The sequence below is a fragment of the Dyadobacter pollutisoli genome, from assembly GCF_026625565.1.
Taxonomy (GTDB): domain Bacteria; phylum Bacteroidota; class Bacteroidia; order Cytophagales; family Spirosomataceae; genus Dyadobacter; species Dyadobacter pollutisoli.
Window position 1 is genome coordinate 185538 of sequence record NZ_CP112998.1, and the last position, 20279, is coordinate 205816.

At 42.8% G+C, this 20279-nt stretch carries 16 protein-coding genes and 1 pseudogene; 10 read left to right on the forward strand and 7 right to left on the reverse strand.

Features of this window, described 5'->3' with window-relative positions; translation table 11 throughout:
• Positions 1-259 precede the first annotated feature (259 nt).
• Positions 260-661 carry a peptidase associated/transthyretin-like domain-containing protein gene (locus ON006_RS00855; RefSeq protein WP_244823217.1) on the reverse strand — a complete coding sequence of 134 codons (402 nt, stop codon included), beginning with the start codon at positions 659-661 and terminating at the stop codon, positions 260-262.
• 533 nt (positions 662-1194) lie between these two features.
• Here ON006_RS00855 and ON006_RS00860 point away from each other — a divergent pair.
• The gene (locus tag ON006_RS00860; protein WP_244823218.1) at positions 1195-1716 is read left to right on the forward strand and encodes a hypothetical protein; all 522 of its coding nucleotides are present in this window, start codon (positions 1195-1197) and stop codon (positions 1714-1716) included.
• A gap of 105 nt (positions 1717-1821) precedes the next feature.
• Here the strand turns inward: ON006_RS00860 and ON006_RS00865 are convergent, their stop codons facing one another.
• Positions 1822-2904 (reverse strand): serine hydrolase domain-containing protein, encoded by a 1083-nt coding sequence (locus ON006_RS00865; protein WP_244823219.1) that lies wholly within the window; start codon positions 2902-2904, stop codon positions 1822-1824.
• A gap of 350 nt (positions 2905-3254) precedes the next feature.
• On the reverse strand, positions 3255-4349 hold the full coding sequence (locus ON006_RS00870; RefSeq protein WP_244823220.1) for an OmpA family protein: 1095 nt from the start codon (positions 4347-4349) through the stop codon (positions 3255-3257).
• 460 nt (positions 4350-4809) lie between these two features.
• Between ON006_RS00870 and ON006_RS00875 the strand changes: the two genes are divergently transcribed.
• The gene (locus ON006_RS00875; protein WP_244823221.1) at positions 4810-5556 is read left to right on the forward strand and encodes a hypothetical protein; all 747 of its coding nucleotides are present in this window, start codon (positions 4810-4812) and stop codon (positions 5554-5556) included.
• Between the two features lie 175 nt (positions 5557-5731).
• On the opposite strand, the gene ON006_RS00880 is transcribed toward ON006_RS00875, so the two are convergent.
• From ON006_RS00880 to ON006_RS00895, 4 genes are all read right to left on the reverse strand, one after another.
• Positions 5732-6196, reverse strand: coding sequence for a carboxypeptidase-like regulatory domain-containing protein (locus tag ON006_RS00880; RefSeq protein WP_244823222.1), 465 nt, complete (start codon positions 6194-6196; stop codon positions 5732-5734).
• A 687-nt stretch (positions 6197-6883) separates the two neighbouring features.
• Positions 6884-7579, reverse strand: coding sequence for a M48 family metallopeptidase (locus ON006_RS00885; RefSeq protein WP_244823223.1), 696 nt, complete (start codon positions 7577-7579; stop codon positions 6884-6886).
• Positions 7576-10806 (reverse strand): type I restriction endonuclease subunit R, encoded by a 3231-nt coding sequence (locus ON006_RS00890; RefSeq protein WP_244823224.1) that lies wholly within the window; start codon positions 10804-10806, stop codon positions 7576-7578. Before ON006_RS00890 ends, ON006_RS00885 begins: the two co-directional genes overlap by 4 nt.
• Positions 10807-11183: 377 nt before the next feature.
• Entirely contained in the window at positions 11184-11462 is a 279-nt protein-coding gene (locus ON006_RS00895) for a hypothetical protein (RefSeq protein WP_244823225.1), read from the reverse strand.
• 25 nt (positions 11463-11487) lie between these two features.
• Between ON006_RS00895 and ON006_RS32465 the strand changes: the two are divergent.
• The 8 genes and pseudogenes from ON006_RS32465 (at position 11488) to ON006_RS00940 (ending at position 20279) form a co-directional block, all read left to right on the forward strand.
• Positions 11488-11939: pseudogene (locus tag ON006_RS32465) on the forward strand (type II restriction enzyme NmeDI-related protein).
• Between the two features lie 78 nt (positions 11940-12017).
• The gene (locus ON006_RS00910; RefSeq protein WP_244823228.1) at positions 12018-12314 is read left to right on the forward strand and encodes a helix-turn-helix domain-containing protein; all 297 of its coding nucleotides are present in this window, start codon (positions 12018-12020) and stop codon (positions 12312-12314) included.
• Position 12315: 1 nt separating this feature from the next.
• Positions 12316-13596, forward strand: a complete 1281-nt coding sequence (locus ON006_RS00915; protein ID WP_244823229.1) for a type II toxin-antitoxin system HipA family toxin — start codon at positions 12316-12318, stop codon at positions 13594-13596.
• Between the two features lie 70 nt (positions 13597-13666).
• The gene (locus tag ON006_RS00920; RefSeq protein WP_244823230.1) at positions 13667-14704 is read left to right on the forward strand and encodes a hypothetical protein; all 1038 of its coding nucleotides are present in this window, start codon (positions 13667-13669) and stop codon (positions 14702-14704) included.
• Positions 14705-14848: 144 nt separating this feature from the next.
• Complete coding sequence (locus tag ON006_RS00925) at positions 14849-15817, forward strand: hypothetical protein (protein WP_244823231.1); 969 nt, start codon at positions 14849-14851, stop codon at positions 15815-15817.
• Positions 15818-16120: 303 nt separating this feature from the next.
• Complete coding sequence (locus ON006_RS00930; protein WP_244823232.1) at positions 16121-16408, forward strand: hypothetical protein; 288 nt, start codon at positions 16121-16123, stop codon at positions 16406-16408.
• Positions 16409-16513: 105 nt separating this feature from the next.
• A complete protein-coding gene (locus ON006_RS00935; protein WP_244823233.1) occupies positions 16514-16834 on the forward strand; it encodes a hypothetical protein in 321 nt (106 codons plus the stop codon).
• The gene (locus ON006_RS00940) at positions 16782-20279 is read left to right on the forward strand and encodes a caspase family protein (protein WP_244823234.1); all 3498 of its coding nucleotides are present in this window, start codon (positions 16782-16784) and stop codon (positions 20277-20279) included. The genes ON006_RS00935 and ON006_RS00940 overlap by 53 nt, the downstream gene beginning before the upstream one ends.

Genomic DNA, 20279 nt, shown 5'->3' on the forward strand with positions numbered 1-20279 from the left:
ACGGCGCAGCTGCCCGGTTTAACAGACTGTTTCCTCGCCACAGGTGATTGGCAAAACAATCCTCAGTTATATGTCAGTGAATTTGGAAAAGGCAGTTCCCCAGGCTTTTACTTTTTCTGTCTCACGAAACGTCCCAATTTTGATCCAAATGACATTCGGGTTGCTCCGATGGATTATTCTCTTGAGAGTAGGGTTTTTGTGAGAAGAGAGAGCATTAATTGGCAAGCGCAAAAGCCCCATATTTGATTACTGTTCGGCTTCATTGTTTGATGAATTGGTAGTTTATTGTAGTCGTTTTGCCCCATGCAGATCGGGGAATGTCATAGGGAGAAGTTTCTAAGTGATATTGTCCATCTGTAAACACGTATACTCTATAGTGCTGATTATCAATTTTGATTTGCGAAGTGCTCCTGCTGGCAATACTAATCTGTTTGGTGTCCTCCGGGGCAACCTGGGACAGTTGGTACATGCCATTCCTGTCACTTTCAGCCGTGATACTGAAAGTGTCATAGCCTGAAAAGCCCTTAAGGTTGGAACCCGATAACCTCAATCCCGCTCCTTCCAGTGGATCACCATTTTCATCGATGATTCTACCTGTAACGATAGTAGGTGTAGAAGGTAGGCTGTCCTTGCAGGAAACCAGCACAGCTATTGGGGCCAAGCTTAAAATTTTGAGGAATGGACGCCTTTCCATTTCTATTGTATCAGTTTCGATTAATCTAGCAATTCATTGATAAAACAGCCAACGGGCTAATGCTACTTATGCCGCTGCTAATTGATGTTAATCCCTCTTGTCTAGCCTCTGCTTACACGAATGAAAGCACTCAATAGTTTGTAAATACTATCATACAAGGTACCTTGATCATGTTTCAGTTTACCGCATAAACTAGTCTCAAAAAACGTCCTAAATCTGATTCATTAGGAGGGCTGCCAATACGGTCGTAGGATACAGTACCAAGAAAAGAGTGTTTTGTGAGAATAGCTTTTCATTATTCAATTAGAAAGTTAAGGAGAACTCTCAGGCTTATTGCTTTTTGAGCCGATGAAAATTGCCGTAAGGGATGACGGCTGCATCGGGTAAAATTGTTATTTAAATCGCTCTAACCGGTAGGACTGGCAGAAAGACAAAGGCTTCGGATTTAGTCTTTGAAGCCTAAAATTCCAGTTTGTATATTCCCACCGTTAATAAACAATATGCCAACCGTAGAAATTGCATCGATTAACTCGACAAAACTTGGGCTAGACCAGGTCGACTTTGATATTGCAATAATTGAAGAAAACAAACTTGAAAGTCACCGTGGACTTTTCTACGATATATTACAGCAACAAGATGGAGTCATTGTTCATTTGGGGAACCCGGACTTCAAAAATGATAAAGAAGGTGGCTTTTTTGCAGGGCAAATAATAGATTGGAGTATAGATAGCTGTGAATATATTGAACTTCCTGAATACAGCGCAGATGACTTAGAGTATAATGGCGGAGCTAACCAACAATTCGTTTTTAAATTTTTAGAACAGTATATATCTGATATTGATAGATTACTCAAAATCGCGCTTGACAAATCGCCAGTCAAAAAAATCTATTTTCTAACTGATTATCAATTTGGACCTGATAAGGGAAACATAGAGGATATATACACAATTAACGACTTTTGGACGCAACACAACGAAAACGGGTTAATTTTGAACACCATGTATGAAATGCATGGATTATAAGAGACATCAGACTATGAAACCACCAATCGCAGTTGCTGTATGACCATCTCATATAACGTCGGAAAATTGTGACTGGTTTAAGTCATGATGAAAAGGGAATCTTTTCTAATCTTTTGTTTCTAACGCTTGAAATAATTTACTGAGTATAAAATATGCCCTCATGTGGGGGTACCAATTGCCATATGCACCAGAAGTAATGGCGATGACCATATTTTCTTTGGGAACAACCACCAAATGATTTCCGCCATTTCCAGATGCCCAGAGATAGTTTACTTCTCTTGTTCCAAATTTTCTTTTAGACCTGTACCATAGCATCCCATATTCGTCGGCCAAAGGATTATAATCCCCTATGGCAGTAGAGTGTTCATTCAGTAGACGATTCATATAATCATAATCGACTAATTGCTTATTCCCCCATTTTCCGTTATTAGCAACCAACAAACCTAACTTTGCAAAGTCCAGCGTGGAAATGTAAAGATTGCCGGCAGCACCAGTCTGATTTGCTGCGTTGGTGTACCAGTAAAACTCTTTAATTTCCATGGGGGAAAAAACTTTTTGCCTTGCAAAATCCCTCAGGCTCATGCCAGATTTTTCTTCAATGATAGCTCCAATCAAAACAGCATTGATATCCGCATAGACCCATTTTTCACCTGGCTTGCTGGATAATGGAACGCTTAACAAATAGTTTAACCATTCGTCCTTTGCCACCCATTTCCCTTCACTACCCTCCGTTTTAGGGTTATCAGAATCTGCATCTAAACCCGAAACCATATTCAGCAGATGGATCAGCTTGACCTTTTTATAATCTTCGTGCATGGAAGGGTACTTCTCCTTGGAAAAGAAAGAGTAAACATCCTGATCTAGATTTTGTACCAATCCGTCTTTAATTGCCACGCCCAGGAGCAAAGCTGTAATACTCTTTCCTGCAGACCGGATATCATGTATGTGATTCCGCCAAAATGTATTAAAGTAATTCTCAATTACAATTTTATTGTCTTTAATAACAATCAATCCCCGAAAATCTCTTTGAGTGAATTTGGAAAGTGTGTCATTAAGAGCATCAATGGAATCTTTGTTGAAACCGGCGTCTCCCGGGCTAATGACAGGAAGATTGGAAATAGCTTTCATTTGTGCATGTGCGGAGAAGGATAGACACAAAAGAAAGAGGAAACAGAATTTTCGCTTCATGCTTCTAATGGAGTTTAGTGGGCAATAGATATCATCAAGCGCCCACCAGTGCCATATTGGCCAAGCTTATTTAGAGCAGGATCTAGTGGTCAAGCAGGCCAAGACATCAAGCTCTACTTTGTGGATTGCCTTAGAGTGATGAAAGAACGCAAAGTAAACAACTTCTTAGCAAACTTGAAGGCTACTTTTACCTAAAAAGTTATGCTTCCTTACCAATGTCTCTAAGCGTGGAAATTGAGTTTGACGTGGGCAGGCGGGTAAGGGCCATTGTCTCAGGTTCGAGCGTTTCATGAGATTGATAAATTTACAGTCCGATAACAATATTGATGCTAATTGGAAGCTACATTAGTTTAGTCTTCCAAAATCTTGAACTCAACTCTGCGGTTCGCATTACATTTTGGTTTACAAATCGGCTTTGAATCGCCATAACCGATTGCGACTATTCTAAGAGCGTTGACGCCTTTACCGACCAAATACGATTTGACGGCTTGCGCCCGATCCTTCGAAAGGTTCAAATTCATGACGTGACTTCCAATTCGATCAGTGTGCCCTTCAAGGCGTATTCTCAGTGATGGGTTTATTGTCATCTGACTGACAACCTCGTCCAATTGCCCAAACGATTCCGGTTGTAATTCAGATTTTTGTTCCCTAAAGATCACATGGTTTAACACGACATTTTTACCCGCTTCCGGGATAATGAATGTAGGCGTCCGGTTTGAATTACCAGTGGTGGGCTGTGCCGTAAGCGATGGTTTCTCTCGGCTCAGATTTTCCTTTGTTGGCTCATGATGTGATGGTTGTACAATTGGGCGACGTTTGTATTCCTTCTCTTTTCCTTCTAGTTGGGCAACATAGTCACTATTCCACTTTAAAGTTTTGTCTAGCTCACTTTCTATGACCCTCACTTCCTCTGTCATTTGAGCGATAGTAAGGTCCTGTTTAGGTATGACCTCATCAGTGTGTCTAGATTCGGCGTTTGTAACATCAGTTGTAGATTCTCCCAGACGTGTTAAAATTAGTATGCTGTCTCGGCAGTTATAACTTTTCAACACTGCATATAGTTGACCGCCTTCGATGACTTTTAAAATCCCGTGATAGCCCATACACCAATAATAGCCGCTGGTGCCGGGACGCCGTCCATCGATAATGTTCCAGGTGGTAAGATTTAGTCCGTCGCCAGTAACTGTTCCATCTAACACCGCTTCCATAAAAATCTCTCCTCTGTAAGCCTTAAAAGTCCCAATAACCTGATTATCTGTCTGATGGAATACAACATACGTTTGCCATTCTTTTGAGTATGGATCGCTAGGGCGTAATAATTTACCAGTCCATACCCCTTCGAGCATCAGTAGTGCTGCTTTTTGGCAATAGGCGTCGTTTTTTAAACAAATTATTATTGTGAAAATTATCAGAGATTGGTATTTCATCATGTCTTTTTCAGGCAACGCTTTGAAAAATTGCTTCTAATTCTTTTGGTTTTTGCAGCAGAGCAGGTGTGGCTAATTGTAATGTATTACGCTGGCCAAAGTTAATGTGTGGACGAGAGCGTTATTTCTTATGATCGTTGCGTCGGAAATGTTGAAAGTAGATGTGCGTTTTTATGGAGCATTGCCTATAAATACATTCAGAATTTACACTTGGGAACGTCTCACGTTGGAGGATTTCATGAGACTAACTAATCCGAATTTCGGATGACCTGTTTTTTAAACGACAAAATACAGAACAAAAGTCTACCGGGGCTTTTGGGAAACTTCTTCGGAACGTGCAAGGAGAGCGCACTGTTTCAATTTTGTCCGCATTCGCACCTATGCCAGATGAAGCTTTTTACAGGGAACTAGGGTTTATAGCCTTGTTATACTATAAAAAACGATGTAACTTTTGGACTATTAAGTTAATCGAACATTCATGAAAGTCTTTCTTTATTGCTTTTTTCTCATGGCTGTCTTGTCTTGTACGAGATCGGGTGTTGATGCCGTTGAGCAGGACACTGTTTTAAATGAATATCCTGACTGGTATACCTTAAAATCGCCAGTAGATCACCAAATCGAGGGCGTTTGGGGCAATTATAACAAAACAGTACTAATTTCTACAATGTTTAAAGTGTTCCGCACAACAGATCAGGGCAAGCAGTGGAAGCAGGTTCTTGAGCAGTCTGTTGGGATTATGGGCATAGTGCAATATCAAGACACTTTATTCACTATGAGTGGCCTATCCAATCAGACCACAGACGATTTGTATCAACAAGTCCTTGTAGACGCAAATAATTATAGTGTAGACGATGGTAAAACCTGGCAACGATACGTAGCAAGAAATCCTATTTTAGGTGGTCACCCTGAATTTGATTCACCTAATAAATTTCTAATTAATCCAATTGTTGCTCCAAATAAGGTGACTTATCAGATTAACAAAGCCTTTCGTGATGGACCAAATGCTACATCAGGAGTTTATGAAACGCCCGGGGTTATAAAATCTACTGGAGAAAGAATTGACCTTCCACAGCTTCATCAGATACAAAGTCTTTTCTTGGACGATCAAAAGCGGATTTACATTGTAGGAAGCGATGCGGTTTGCGGTTCAGAACAGTCATTTAAGTTTTGCAATAGCCAGGGAGGCAGGGGCGTTGTGTACGTTTCCAAGAAATCGCTACCTTAAACTTCACTTTATTGAGCGCCTAAGGTCTGTGTCAAGAAACTTCCGAACGGTGCGACTGGTTTAAGCCATGGCGATCAGGAAATCAGATGTCTCACATTGGAGCGTTATTTGAGATTTGAGAATTTGGTGGTGAAATCTCTGATCTCATTTTTGACCCACTGGATCGTAATCAAACTTATTCATCTGAATCTATAGATTTCACCCAGTACTTTTGAAATGCGTATGAGATACAAGGACTAGCCGAAGTAAAAACGCCTATTTTGAAAGCCCTTTCGTGTTTGCGATCTAAACTTTTGAATCTCTTGTAGCGTCTTTTATCCACTAGACGAAGTGTCATAAAATCAAAGGTACCGTCATACATCATTATGATTTCCAATCTGTCGCAGTTGGCCGAGACTCTTATTGAAGCCCATTCCATTCCTACAGAACCTATTAGAAGACTGTCAGTCCCAGCAGGAATTTCAGTTTTAAATTCTCCATTCAACCCCGTTGTCGCCAATTCTTGATTGTCACGACTCATTATCTTGGCTCCTGGTATAGCCATCAGTTCAAATTCATCGATAACCTTTCCCGTGACTATTCGCTGAGCACTTACACAACATGAAATAAGACAAAATGATAGTAGTGTTATGAGTTTCATTTGCTCTTCGTAGAATTGAACGGGATTTCTGTGGGACAGCCCAATTGAACCGTTCAGCATCGGCATGGCAAATCTAAGAAAGGGTGCCACTACAACAACATACCCATCATATCAATGTGAAATCTCATAAAACGTCCCATCAGTATTTTAGGACTTCCCCGTTGCACGGGTAGGCTCTGGCATATCATTACTGGCTGCATTTCAATCGCCAAACTATTCTCAATTTACCATCTCACAAATCAATGAATCAACTACCCGACTACGGATGGCTTTTTGAGATTTGTTTTGCAGAATTTGGCGTTGGCTTGGCCCAAAAGATAAGGCAGGTGAGATAATGAATTTCATAGATTATGTAGTTTGTACTTTATTCAAATCATCGTTAAATTTGTGGGTAGTTGCAGCCTAAGAAATCTCGGTGAGCAATTCGGTGAGCAGGCTTTTATATTCGTTGTAAGGATTTGATTTTCAGCTAGATATAGAGAAGTTCCATGTCCCTCTCTCTCTGCAGGATATGATGTCAAAACATTCAAAAACCCCGTTTCTCTGCCGAAATCAATATAAAAACACATTAAATCCTATGCCAAAATGTTCAAAAATTCCCAATATGTTGATGAGTAGTTCGGTGAGCAATTGGAAGCAGAGAAAATGCTCACCACTATGAATATAACGTTTTGTTTCTTGCTTTACCTACGCCAACAACCTCTCCAATCTCCCCTTCCATTTCTCCCAATCCCTAAACTCCCTCGTCTGCAAATCAACAAACTTCTGCGTGTGGTTAGGATGGACCAAATGGCAAAGCTCATGGACAATTACATATTCAATACATCCTTTGGGAGCTTTTATTAATTCCGGATTTAGGATAATCTTACCCCTGGGCGTACAGCTTCCCCAGCGGGTAGGCATGTTCCTCAAAATGATCGATGACGGCTCTACTTCATATTTCTTGAAACGCTTGATAAGTGGCGCCGCAATAGAGTGGAACTTCTTTTTGGCATTTTGAAGATACCATTCGCAGAGAAGTGCTTCGGCTCTCGATTTTTCAAAAGTGAAAACTTCGATGAATTTGCCACTGATTTTCACTTCTTCGATCTCACTATCAATAATTTTCAGCCGATATGGTCGTCCCAGAAATAGGTGCGTCTCGCCGCTGACAAATTTTCTCGGTGGATTTTTGGGATGAAAAGACAAAAAGAAACTTTGCTGTCTAATAATCCAGGGTGCTCGCTTTCGCAAGCGTTCCTTAATGTCAATAATCGGAGTTCCGTCGGGTGCTTTGACACGAACGTCCAGATCGGGAGTTACGGTGATACCCAGCGATTTTCGATTTGCGAATGTCAATTCGAAATCGATCCGCTTGGACCCAAAAACAATGTAGTCTGTCACTTATAGCGTGTTTTAGCGATGTTGATGCACTTGGCTGCAATGTCGTCCATGTCTTCAAAAGACAGGTCAATGTCATGTTTGTCCCTCAACTCGTCAATTAAGTAATCACCAATTTCGATCTGCAATTTTCCTATGATGTTCGACTTGAAAAACCAATCTACAACCGGCTTACCGTGATCTAATATTGCATCCTGAATCAAATCACTAATTTTTAACGCAGCCTCGACGCCTATTTCTTTTTTGAATGCCTCATCGCCAACCTTGGTTCCTATCGCTTCAATAGTTACTCCATAGAAAGCCTTTGCGATATCTTTATCTCGCAGCTCGCCAGGAATAGCACTGTCTGTATACGACAACACATTGTTCATAATTTCCTGAACTTTGCGTAAATATTGCGCCTCTCCAATGCGCTGGGCTTCGTGGTCGGCAATTGTCTCCCGCAGCATATCCGAGAATTTTTTATAAAAAGCCGGATCTTCCTCCATTTTCTCGGAAATGTGTTTCGCTGTCCGGCTGGCAATTTTATCGGCTTTCGCTCTCGCTGGACCGGATGTTTTTTCAAGCTCCAGCTGAAATTTCTCTTTGTCGAAAATATTGACCAACTCCGTGATTGCCTCCACGTTTTCAGTTGTGATATGGGTGTCTATCAGCTTCTGAATTTGTCCTTCGTACTTTTTGAAATCCACCTCATCGCTATATCTCGCCACCACCGAAAGTCTCAACCGCAGAAACATCGTCAGGTCTTCTTTATATCGATTAATTTGCTTCTCACCGGCCTGATTTTGAAATTCAATAGAAGATAAAGCCAGTTTTAGAGCTTTGGCGAATTTGGCGAGCTTATCATAAAACAGTACCCGCAAAGCCTCATCTTTGAGCAAAACCTGGTAAGCTTCCGCATCACGCTTGTTTCTTACTGTTTTGAAAATATCCCATAGCTCCGAATGCTTTTGCGGAAGCTTCTTAATCTCTTCACTGATATTAGTTAATGTTCCTTCCAGATCATAGGCGTCAAAATCCTGAAATGAAGAATACATGGACAGCGCACTATCCAGATTTTTGATAACACCATAATAATCGATAATATAGCCAAAATCTTTCTCGTCATAAACCCGGTTAACTCTGGCAATCGCTTGTAGCAGTTTATGTTCTTGCAAGTTTCTGGTCAAATACAGCACCGTATTTTTCGGCTCATCAAATCCCGTCAATAGCTTATCAACAACAATGATAATTTCCGGGTCCGATTGATTTTTGAAACGGTTAATGATATTCTTTTCATACGTTTTCGCATTCCCGTGTTCCTCCATCATCCGTTTCCAGAAGCGTTGTTCTTTATCGGATGAATCTCCATAAGCGGTTTCCTCACCCTCTCTTTCGTCCAAGGGTGAGATCAAAACCTCGCTTGTTACAATGCCAATTTGATCTAAAAATTCTTTATAGCGGATTGCATTCAATTTCTTATCGCATACCAGTTGTGCTTTAAATGCCGTGCCTTTCCAGTTATCCCGAAAATGCTCACTGATATTCCAGGCGATAGCATATATTTTCTGTTCTGCGCTGTTCAGTTGATCCGCGCGGCTGAATTTCCTCTTAAAATCCGCTTTCTGATACTCGTTTAGTGGTTCGGAGACCATTCCAAAGTACTTGTCAATCGGCCCAGCATTCACTTCTTGCCTCGCCACGCGGCCTTCATACAACAATGGCACCACGGCTTCGTCCCTCACGGCTTGGTCTACCGTGTAAGTGTCGATAATCCCACCGAATTTTGCGGCCGTGCTTTTATCCCTTTTGAAAAGAGGAGTTCCGGTCATGGCGATGAAACATGCATTAGGCAGCGTCTTTTGCATTTCCACATTGAATGTACCGTGCTGGGTGCGGTGACCTTCATCCACCAGCACAAAAATGTCCGGACTTTCCAATGGCGTTTTTATTTTCTTTACCGCCGCCGAAAACTTGTTGATGATCGTTGTCACAACTGCATCGCTCTTGCTTTCCAGAAGCTCCACCAGCCGCTGACCTGTTCCTGCATTTTCGACAAATTTGCCGCATTTTCGGAAAGTCTTCGTAATCTGATCGTCCAGGTCAGTTCTGTCCGTAACCAGTACGATTTTGGGATTTCTGATTGACTTCTCCATGGCGATTGCCTGGGCCAGCATCACCATTGTCAGCGATTTGCCGCTTCCCTGCGTATGCCATATCACCCCGCCTTGTCGCTTTCCATTTTCAGTGTTGGTGATCCGGTCGATCGTTTTCTTGATCGCAAAAAACTGTTGGTAGCGGGCGATCTTCTTTTCACCATTGTCAAACAATATGAAATTGAATGCAATGTCCAGCAATCGTTCAGGCCTACATAAGCCGAAAAGGTATTCGTCCTGGACGGTAGGCAGTATCTCTTCCTTTTCCAGTTCTTCAAAGTAAGAGCGGACATATTTAAAACGATCGGCAAACAATTTTGCCTTTTGCTCGGCACTTGCTGGCTTATTCTTTAATCCTTGCAACTCGCTTCGATATTGCACCTCCTGTTCTTCATGCTGGAATTTTTCCTGCCATTTGGCCCAGAATTTCTCCTTCGTTCCGTTTGTCGCGTACACGGCATCCTGCGTCGCAATGCTCATTAACACCTGCGCATATACGTACAATGATCGGATACCGTCATCTTGCTGGCTTCGCAAATGCTGGCTAATCGCCTGTGCCAGCGAATCCTTTTTATCTGGTCGCTTGCATTCGATAATGCACATCGGGATTCCGTTGACGAACAATACAAGGTCAGGAATGTAATGGTCCTTGCTCGTGGTGCGGGTTACCGAATAGCCGTCGACAACGTGAAATACATTGTTTTCAATGTTCTTCCAATCAATGTATTGTAGGGAAATGCTTTTTTTCTCGCCGTCGAAGCTTTGTTCAAATGCTTTTCCAAGCGTGATCAGGTTATAGGCTGCTTCACAGGCGGCAATGTATCCGTCCTGCATAGGCAAGTCGCGCAATGCCTTGATCCCGTTCTCAATGTTGGCATCGCTCACGTAAGTGAACTTCGTGGAACTGATCCGCTTCTCGGCATTGATTTCCTTCAATTGCTTCCGCAGAATATCGTCCAGCAGCACATTTGTCGTTTTCCCTCCACGTAGCTGACTGACCTCCGCTGGGCTCAAATACGTGTAACCCAGCTTTTGCAGCATTTGCAAAGCGGGGATCAGACTGATGTGGTTTTCTTTGAAACTAGGAACTTCCATGCGCTATCGGGTTTCGGATATGTATAGAAAATGGCGTTTTTCTATACATGTTTTTTTGATATGTATAGAAAATGGCACTTTTCTATACACGTTTTTCTGCTTGTAACCGGTATGTTAGACTATAAACCTTATCTTGCAATGTCATTTCCCAGAGGGAAAAGGATCTGGTTGGCCGCGTTACCGTAAATGCGGCTTTTTTGTGGCCGTTCAATACATTTACCCATATATTCTTTTGCAAATGAGGGTATTTTGGTCATTCTTTAGACAAAATTTGCAATTCAATTTTCCTCACCATACCTTTGTCGTGCTCATTATTCCATTTGGATAAAGGAGTTTCGGGGCTCGATACATCATGATATGTACCGAGCCCTGCGGTTTTAATGGAGCTCAGGTAACCTATTCTTGAATAACTTCTTAATCTTCTTTTCTCCATAATCCTTGTTCAAATGATAAGCAGTGACTAGATAATAGTCTCTCTGACTTCGCTGCGGATCCAAAACAATGATGTACTGCTGATCTCTGTCATAGATATAGGTTCTAACAATATCTTGACGCTTTTTCTGATCACGTTCCTCAACGCTGAAAATCTCTACGTCGCCCGCCGCATGTTCTTCAAGGTGAAATCTGATCCAATGCAATCGCAAAGACCTGTCCATTTCAAAGATTCTCTTCTTGTAGCTCTTGCCATCCTCTTCGAGAACTTCAATTTCTTCAGTTATTAAATGTCTGAATTATGATACCATCACGCTTCGGACCATTGAAAATATCGATGTACTCTGGATCAAAGGCCGGTCGATCGTTCGTGCTTTTGAAGTGGAACATACGACTTCCATCTATTCCGGCATCCTCCGAATGGCCGATCTGATGGCCCTGCAACCCAATCTCGACATCGGTGCCCACATCGTAGCCCCGCCGAGCGGCGCGAAAAGGTGCTGCAAGAAATCTCCCGTCCTGTTTTCGCGCTTCTAGAGAAAGGGTCTTTGAAAGAGTCCTGTACTTTTATTTCTTATGAGGCAGTTACTGAATTGTCTTTGGAGAAGAGGCTTGAATATATGAATGATAAGGTGCTGGATGAATATCAGGAGCGGGCGGGGGATTTGGTTGAAACTCAGTTGCTCGAAAATTTCGAATAACTCAAATCGCCTTCACAATATAAAGCGTGTTGATTATTATAAACAATATCCATATTTTTGTTTGCAATAATCAACATTATGCAAACCAAGAAACAAATCTTACTCCCTAGATTTCTAAAAATCCTGGAACAGTTAGGCGAAAACATCAAACTGGCCCGCAAGCGAAGGAAGCTTACCACCATTCAGGTTTCTGAGCGGGCCGGAATCGACCGGACTACGTTGTATCACATTGAGAAGGGTAACCCAAGTGTGTCGATAGGCGCGTATTTCAATGTTTTGAGAGTCCTGGGTTTGCAGGATGATTTTCTCAAATTGGCTGCTGATGATGAGTTGGGAAGAAAATTGCAGGATTTGAAGCTGATTGGCAAATCGTAGTATGGCAGACCGGACGGACATTTATGTTTATGCAGATTGGATCGGTATGGCCGGGCCGAAGTTGATCGGGGGGCTTTCTGCGCAGCAAGCCAAGGGCAGGAAATCATTCAGCTTTACGTATCAAAAAGACTGGATCGCTTCGCATGAACAATTCCTGCTCGACCCTGACATTGCCTGGTTTGGCGGCGCGCAATATCCTAACCAAAAGGAAAACTTCGGCGTATTTCTCGACTCTATGCCCGACACCTGGGGGCGCACGCTCATGAAAAGAAGGGCGTCCATTCTTGCAAAGCAAAATGGGAAGCAGGCTCCGACATTGTATGATATCGATTTTCTTTTGGGAGTCCATGACGAAAGTCGAATGGGTGCATTGCGGTTTAAACTCGATCCGGGCGGGCCATTTTTAGATAATGATCCGGTTTCGCCAACGCCGCCCTGGGCGACTGTCCGTGAACTTCAACATGGAGCTGCGCTCATCGAGTCCAATGAAGATACCGCGGAAGTAAGAAAATGGTTGGCTATGCTGATGGCGCCGGGCTCCTCTCTCGGTGGCGCCAGGCCCAAAGCTAATATCCTCGACGAAAAAGGGCAGCCCTGGATCGCGAAGTTTCCTTCAAAAAACGATACAACCGACCGCGCGGCTTGGGAATACCTGGCTTACCGGCTGGCAATTAATGCAGGAATTGAGATGGCCGAAAGTAAACTGGAACTTGTGGCAGGAAAATATCATACCTTTTTTACGAAGCGATTTGACAGAGAAAAAAGTACCCGCATCCATTTTGCCTCCGCCATGACGATGACCGGTAAAAGTGAGGAATTGATCCGCGATGATACGCCTTCCTATCTCGATATAGTTGAATTTATACAGTTTTCAGGAAGCAACATTGCCGAAGATCTGGCTCAACTCTGGCGGCGAATGGTATTTAATATTCTGATTTCCAACACCGACGACCATCTGCGCAATCACGGGTTTCTGCTAACTGCCACCGGGTGGAGACTATCGCCAGCTTTTGATATAAATCCTTCCATCGACAAAGACGGACTTGCACTGAATATCGACATGGATAACAACCAACTCGATTTGGATTTGGCGAAGCAGGTAGGAGTTTACTTTCGCCTGCGTGAAAAGGAAATGGATGAAATACTGGATCAGGTGAAATCAGCTGTGACGGAATGGAAGAAGGTGGCAGGTGAAATTGGAATTAGTCGCGGCGAGCAGACATTGATGGCTTCGGCGTTTTGGGCGCGAAATGCAGTTGACGCAAAACTAATATCCAATTGATTGTCTGTTGTATTGAATTATTTATTCCGATATTAGTTTGGGTGTCTAACAATCATTAATTCTATGAAATATGAATAAGCGTTATCAAGCTACGATGGCGTCAACTCACGTAGACAGTCATGGAGATATGATCACCAGAGAGGCATTGGAAGATTTGTGCGTTAAGATAAATTTGGGAGAGAAGAAAATTAAAATGTCAGTTGAGCATCGGCGAGACTTTCCACCAATGGGTAGGTTAGAGAATGCTCAGGTAGTTGAAAAGGATGGATTTCATTATCTTCTAGTTGAGATGGTAAGCTTTCCGGATCCTGAGCAGGTTACCTGGAATCCAAAACTAATGATTCAGCAGTTTGATGATGCATTTCAATTTATTGAAGTGGACGATTCTCAGTTGAGCAAAATAGAGGTAGCATTCGATACCATCAACTTTACGCCGCGTGAGCAGGCATTTAGCTTTGCTGAAAAAATCAAGGAACAGTCTCCGGATCCAATCGAGGTAAACTTCCTTAGTAGGAAGTCCGATATCCCAGATCCAGAGATTGTATTTCGCTTTCTTGAATTTCAAGCTCTTTACCAATTTTCAAAACCGATATTAAAAAAACTGGGAGAGGCGGTTGCAGATAAGGCGGCGGAGGTTATGGTTGAAAAGAGCTTCGAAACAATGAAGCATCTTTTTAAGGTGTTACGCGATTCTCTTCGGCAGATGGTTCCAAAAAATAAGCCCGTTTCGGTTATATTCGACATACCGGGGAAGCCTCATATTGAGCTGATTGCCAAAACAAGATACGAAGGCGCAATTAAAAAAGCATTCAGTAAAAAGCGCCTGGACAAGGTAAAATCAGAAATTACGGATTTATTAACCGAGGTGCCTATCTCAAAAATACAGTTCATCATGAATTCGGACAGTAAATGGAAGTTCAATTATCTGATAACCGAAAAAGGGCAAGTCATTGGTACGAAAGAAAGCTTCGAACAACGAACGAAAGTCTATAACTCCGTGGGTAACAAAAATGCAAGAGCCGCAAACAAGCATCTTAGAGGATTTAACGACAGTCGTAAAAAAGATGTAAAAGTTATAATGGGCGCGAAGCTAAGTGATGAACAATAAAAGTAACGAAAATCATTTTAGCATAAGAAGGTTACCAAACTTAAGTACCATTTTAATTCCCCACTAATATTTCACTGTTCAAAATATATAGAGTATAGTTAATATTATTGATACATTCATTCTTTAACCAAAAAATATTTTCGAATGTCTATTAAATCCATTGACCCTCAAAAATCAAAAATCAACCAACTTATAAAATTCGGTATGCCCAAATTTCATCCGTTGGCAATTTATGTGACCGCTTTATTCTTTTCGATAGCCAGTTTAATTGTTGTCTATCTTTATAGACATGAGTTAAATTTATCAAAAAATAAACTTTCATTCTTGATAGGATCAGTCAAAGATATTTTTCAAATAATATTTTTCATAGTTGTTGGCTGCGTGACAATACTCACCTATAAGCAGGCTAGGAAGACGCTATTTACGCCAATTAGGACTGAAATATTCAAAATGCAGATAAAATCCTTTGAAGAAATATTGGCATTTTTTCAGAGTAAAACCGAAACCGATTTTAGCCATCAATTTGACTTCAACTTTATAGTATCCGGAAATGCTAGACTAATGTTCAATGATTTTGTTTCAACGTTTTACGAGAAAGAGATTAAGATTAATGAAGATACGTTGAAAGAGCTTTATTCGCAATTCTCAGGTGCTGTTGTAACTGGTAAGTACATGGAAGAAAATTTTCACTCACCTGAATACTATGAAAAAATTAAGCCGCAAGAGAGAATTGAGATAAATAATCCAGCGCTTTTGTTGGATAAATGGAGGCGATATGATTTTGGCCAAATCCATTTTTCAAAAAAGTATTATGATGAAATGCAAAAATTAAATACTCTGATTGCTTCCCCGCTACTTCCAGTGCCTCTAAAAAACAAGTTGGTGGAGTTTGAGAGTAAAGTCGGTGAGAACTTGTGGTTAGTAGGAAAGATTCTCACAAAAATTGCTCAGGAGCTTCCGGAAAGATTTCCGAATGCCAAATCATTGGAAAATCTAGACTTGTCCGGAATTTGGAATAAATATAATCATGAAAGCAAGCCACTTGAACCCAGTGCCAAAGAAATACTAGTATATATTAGGCAGTACCTAAAGATCGAAACCTTAGTCGATTAAATTTCATATCACACTATAAATCAATCACTTAGGTATTTAAGTTATTCGAACAAATATTTACCCTTGGGCTATCCGCTTTACGATGTACTGCGAGGGACAATTTTCCGCCTAAGTTAACAATGGAAATTTCTTACCTTGCTTCCGCAAACTTTTTAGAAACACTTTATGAATTTTATTAGAACAGCCAGGCCAAAATGGCCTTGGAGAGGCATACGGGTGCAAGTCCCGAAACCTGGCCGAAGTGTTTCTTCGTTGAAGTTTGCGGTGACCTCTCCTTATTTATTCATCCAAAAACCATTGCCAATGCAAACTTCAGATGGTTCTGGTGTTGACTCGAATGCAAATTCAGTCAACCCAACGAATGATGCCCGTCACGCGTCAAATGTCGGCGATCCGCTGACGCAATCACAAGCCGAGTTTTGGTATCTCGTAGAATGTCAGGGCTGTGAGGAGCTGGCGCATTCTCTCAAAATGATCCATGATCTGGCGCTTTATCATTCGGATATTCCGTGTGATAAGGCCGAAAAGTCGGCGCTTTTTGATGTGAAGGTGCTTTGGGAGGGTTTTGAGAAGATGGGCGCTAAAGTGTAGGAATTGGAGGACTGTTGGTGACAGTCCTTTTTTTTAAAGCTAGCTTATCGGACCGAAAAAATAGTCGGATCGGTAAGCAGGCACGCTCCATTAAAACAGAAAAAAGTGGCCAATGGCCGGCTGGAAGCTATGATCAATGTCAATCTTGCCTATGAGAATGTGCTGGGCCTGGCTGAAATGACTGCGCAGAAGAAGCAGAATACGTTTCAAAAGAGAATGAACATTGCGCTTTTTAGGTTTGTTTGCAGTGACCGAAGCTGTTTGCGAGATTTCACCTTTCAAGTCGTTGATCCGTCGCGGAAATATTGTGTACTGGTGAAAATGGCTCCTCTCTATTTTTTTGTTATATTTCCACTAGGCAAAATATCATTTTATGGCCCGGGGAAAACGACTTTCGCTGCTTTGGATTTTCCTGACAGGTTTTAATCTTACCATTCTCGGGCAGGACACTATCCGCAGTAACACGTATGCAGTCGTGATAGGTATCACGCATTATCAGCATGCCAGCCTGTCTACATTGCAATTTGCGGATAGGGATGCAGGGCTGTTCGCATTACATCTGCAAACCAAAGCGGGCGGAAGTGTTCCCGCTGATCACATCAGATTGCTGCAAAACGAAGAAGCAACCATTGCTGCCATTTATGATGCCTTGAACTGGCTGCAGGAACGTTGTACGGCTAATGACAAGGCGTATATCTACTTTTCCGGTCACGGGGATGTGGAGACTCAAAATGCTTTCAGCCTGGGGTACTTGCTCGCCTATAACTCGCCGTCTGGCAACTACCGTAACAATGCCATCACCATTGAAGATCTGAACAAAGTGGCAAATCATCTTTCGGTAAAAGCCAACGCTACCGTGGTTTTAGTGACCGATGCCTGCCATACCGGGAAGCTCGCCGGAGACTATTACAAGGGCAAGCAGCTGGTAGCTAGTCAGTTAAAATTGATATTGAATAACGAAGTAAGACTGGCGGCCTGTGCGGTGGATGAGGAAGCTGCCGAAGGGGACGACTGGGGCGGCGGGCGAGGGGTATTCTCTTATTATTTGTTAAAAGGCTTAAATGGACTGGCCGACCTGAACCGCAACGATACCATACAGCTCGAAGAATTGAACCGCTATCTTGACTCCGCTTTTACTGCGGACAAAGTACTGATAGCCAACGCACGCAAACAGCATCCCGTTCTGGATGGCAACCCGTTTCAAGTCATGGCGGTGGTAGATACTACTATGTTGAAGCAAGAAAACATTACCGCGTCGCATGCGAAACCTGGCGAGCAGGGTCAGTCAATGTTGCGGATTTTCAAACCGCTCGGTATACAGCCTATTGATTACTTGTTTGGGCTGATGAAAACAAAAACGATCGAAACCAAACTGCGTTTTTCGGGCTACGCCAAAGTACCAAAGGATAGTCTGCCATCAAGAATCGTAACGGACTGTATTGCGTATCAGCTACAATTAAACCGCCAGGTGGATTCATTGATAGCCAGCAATGTTGAGGCGGACGCTAGCTATTTTTTTGCAGATACCGACACTTTGCTACTACTCAAAAGCCAGTTGATAAAGAGCAAAGCAGTAGTCAATAATTTCAATGAGCGATTGGTTCAGATGGTGCATGGCCTGGCTCAGGACATGGTCAATGCGTACCTGGAAGGCGACCTTGCTGAACTTGAAAAAAGGCAGTATTACTATGCGGGCAACAGACGGTACAGTGATTTTATCAGTATGCTTCGTGTTGCATTACAGATAGCGCCCAAGCAGCATTACCTGTACCAGCTGCTTTCTGTGCAGGAGGCATATATCAGCGGGCTGGTTGCCCGGCTGGAAATGGCGACGGCTCCGAATACTTCGGCGTTGCTGGCGCGTGCATTGCAGTATCAGCAAAAAGCAATGAAGTTGGAGCCTTATGCAGCCTACATTCACAATGAAACGGGTAACCTGTACCTGCGGAGCAAAAAGTACACGCTGGCTGATTATCATTTTAATCTGGCCAAAGAACTGTCCCCAACCTGGGCAGTGCCGTGGAGTAATCAGATCAGGCTGGGCCTGGCGACCCGGAATTTAAAAAAAGCAAGCGAAGCCATTGAGGTAGCGGATTCATTGCAGCCCGACCTGTCTTATACCTTCATGAATGCAGGTATCGTGATGGCCGAACAAGGGGATTTGCTCAGGGCAGAAAGCTATTTGAGCAAAGCAATCGTGAAAAATAATGTTCACTTTCTTCCTTATGAAAGGCTGGGTGGCCTGTATATAAGTACCGGTGATTATGAGAAGGCGGACTGGTTTTTGGCGGCGGCTTCGGCACGGAAGATCGCTTTTGCAATCAATGATCAGAGTTTCAGATACGGGCCGGAATTGGGAGGGCCTCCGGGCGGCGATTTTTTGAAAACAGCAGACGACCAGTTGCAGGATCATTATTTGCTGGCCGGTCGTTACGATCGGGAGGGTGACACTAGAAAGGCACAGGAACAATATGCGATCATTATTGCCCTAGAAAATGAAAAGCAAACGGATCAGGCGATTTTTAAAGGGTTTGAAATACCGCCTGGGGCCGACCGCGACAAACTTTTTGAAACAATGGACAGCCGCGGGAATCAGGAAGAATTGATTGCCCGGTACGAGGCGCCCGTGAATATGGGTGGATATATTAAGATGGCCAGTTTATTCGAAAAGTCAGGTGATTACCTGATGGCTGAAAAAACTTATTTGCAACAAGTGCAGCGCAATCGCGAAGCCGGCTATCTCAGAGGAAAACAAACACAACCAAGCCCGTTTCAAATTATCTCAGGAGTAAATTATAATTTCTATTGGGCCACGATCAACCGACAGGCGGAAGCGGCTACTTTCAATTTTTATCAAAGAATGCTCAGACGTTTTCCACGTGATTCGGAATGGCAGGAAAAAGCAGGTATGTTTTTGTATCAAAGACTTTTGCTTGCTTTTCGGAAAGTGCCGGTCAGTAAGTATGTAACAGCGTATGAAGGCATTAAGAAATATGCTTACCCCTTTTTATTTTCGGATGTGACAGGGAATTTGCCCGAACATCAGGAGATTCAGTTTGATTTACCCGGTACCGGTGATACCATTATCATTGCTACGCCTAAGTACGATCCGTTGGACGAGGCGCTGGGAAGTCTCCGGCTTGCTGTGAAACTTTCCGGTGATGCGCAGCCCAACCCGCTATTGCTCGAAGCCATCGCCGACCTTAGCAGCTGGACGGGAAATCAAAAAACAGCTTTGGATACCTATAAAGAGATCATCCAAAATCAGCATGCGGACGCGACACTCCAGACTAAAATCATCGATTATAGCTTTGCGATCAATGAATCAGTCTTCGCGATGAACCAGCTGGAAGCCCTGCACAAGCTTCGCAAGACGACCCAAACCCAAGATATGCAATTGGCCAACGGATATGCAATGAGCGGAGCGACGGCCAAAGCATTGGAAGTTTTAAGTAAGATCAGCTCGGTCAATGGTGCTGAAAAGGCGGCTTTGGCCATGGTGTATGCGAAATCAAATTGGCTGGTCGGAAAAAATAACACCGCGCTACGGCATCTCAACGCCATAGCTGCCGCGGATGCCGGCCCGACCAACCCGGATAGTGTGAATGCGCTCCGGTTTTACACAGTTGCCCGGTTGCATGCTTTGCTTAAACAAAATGAAAAGGCACTATACGCCCTGAAGCGAAGTCTGCAAAGTGGCTTCTCTTATGGCTATGTGTTGGAAACTGACCCTGCGTGGAACGTGTTACGAACATCGGTTCAATGGAAAGCATTGACTAGAAAATATTCCCCAAGACTGTTCGAAACCAGCTACCAGGTGATGAAGGAGGAGGTAACACTTCCCTCAATGGCTTACATGATACCTGACTAG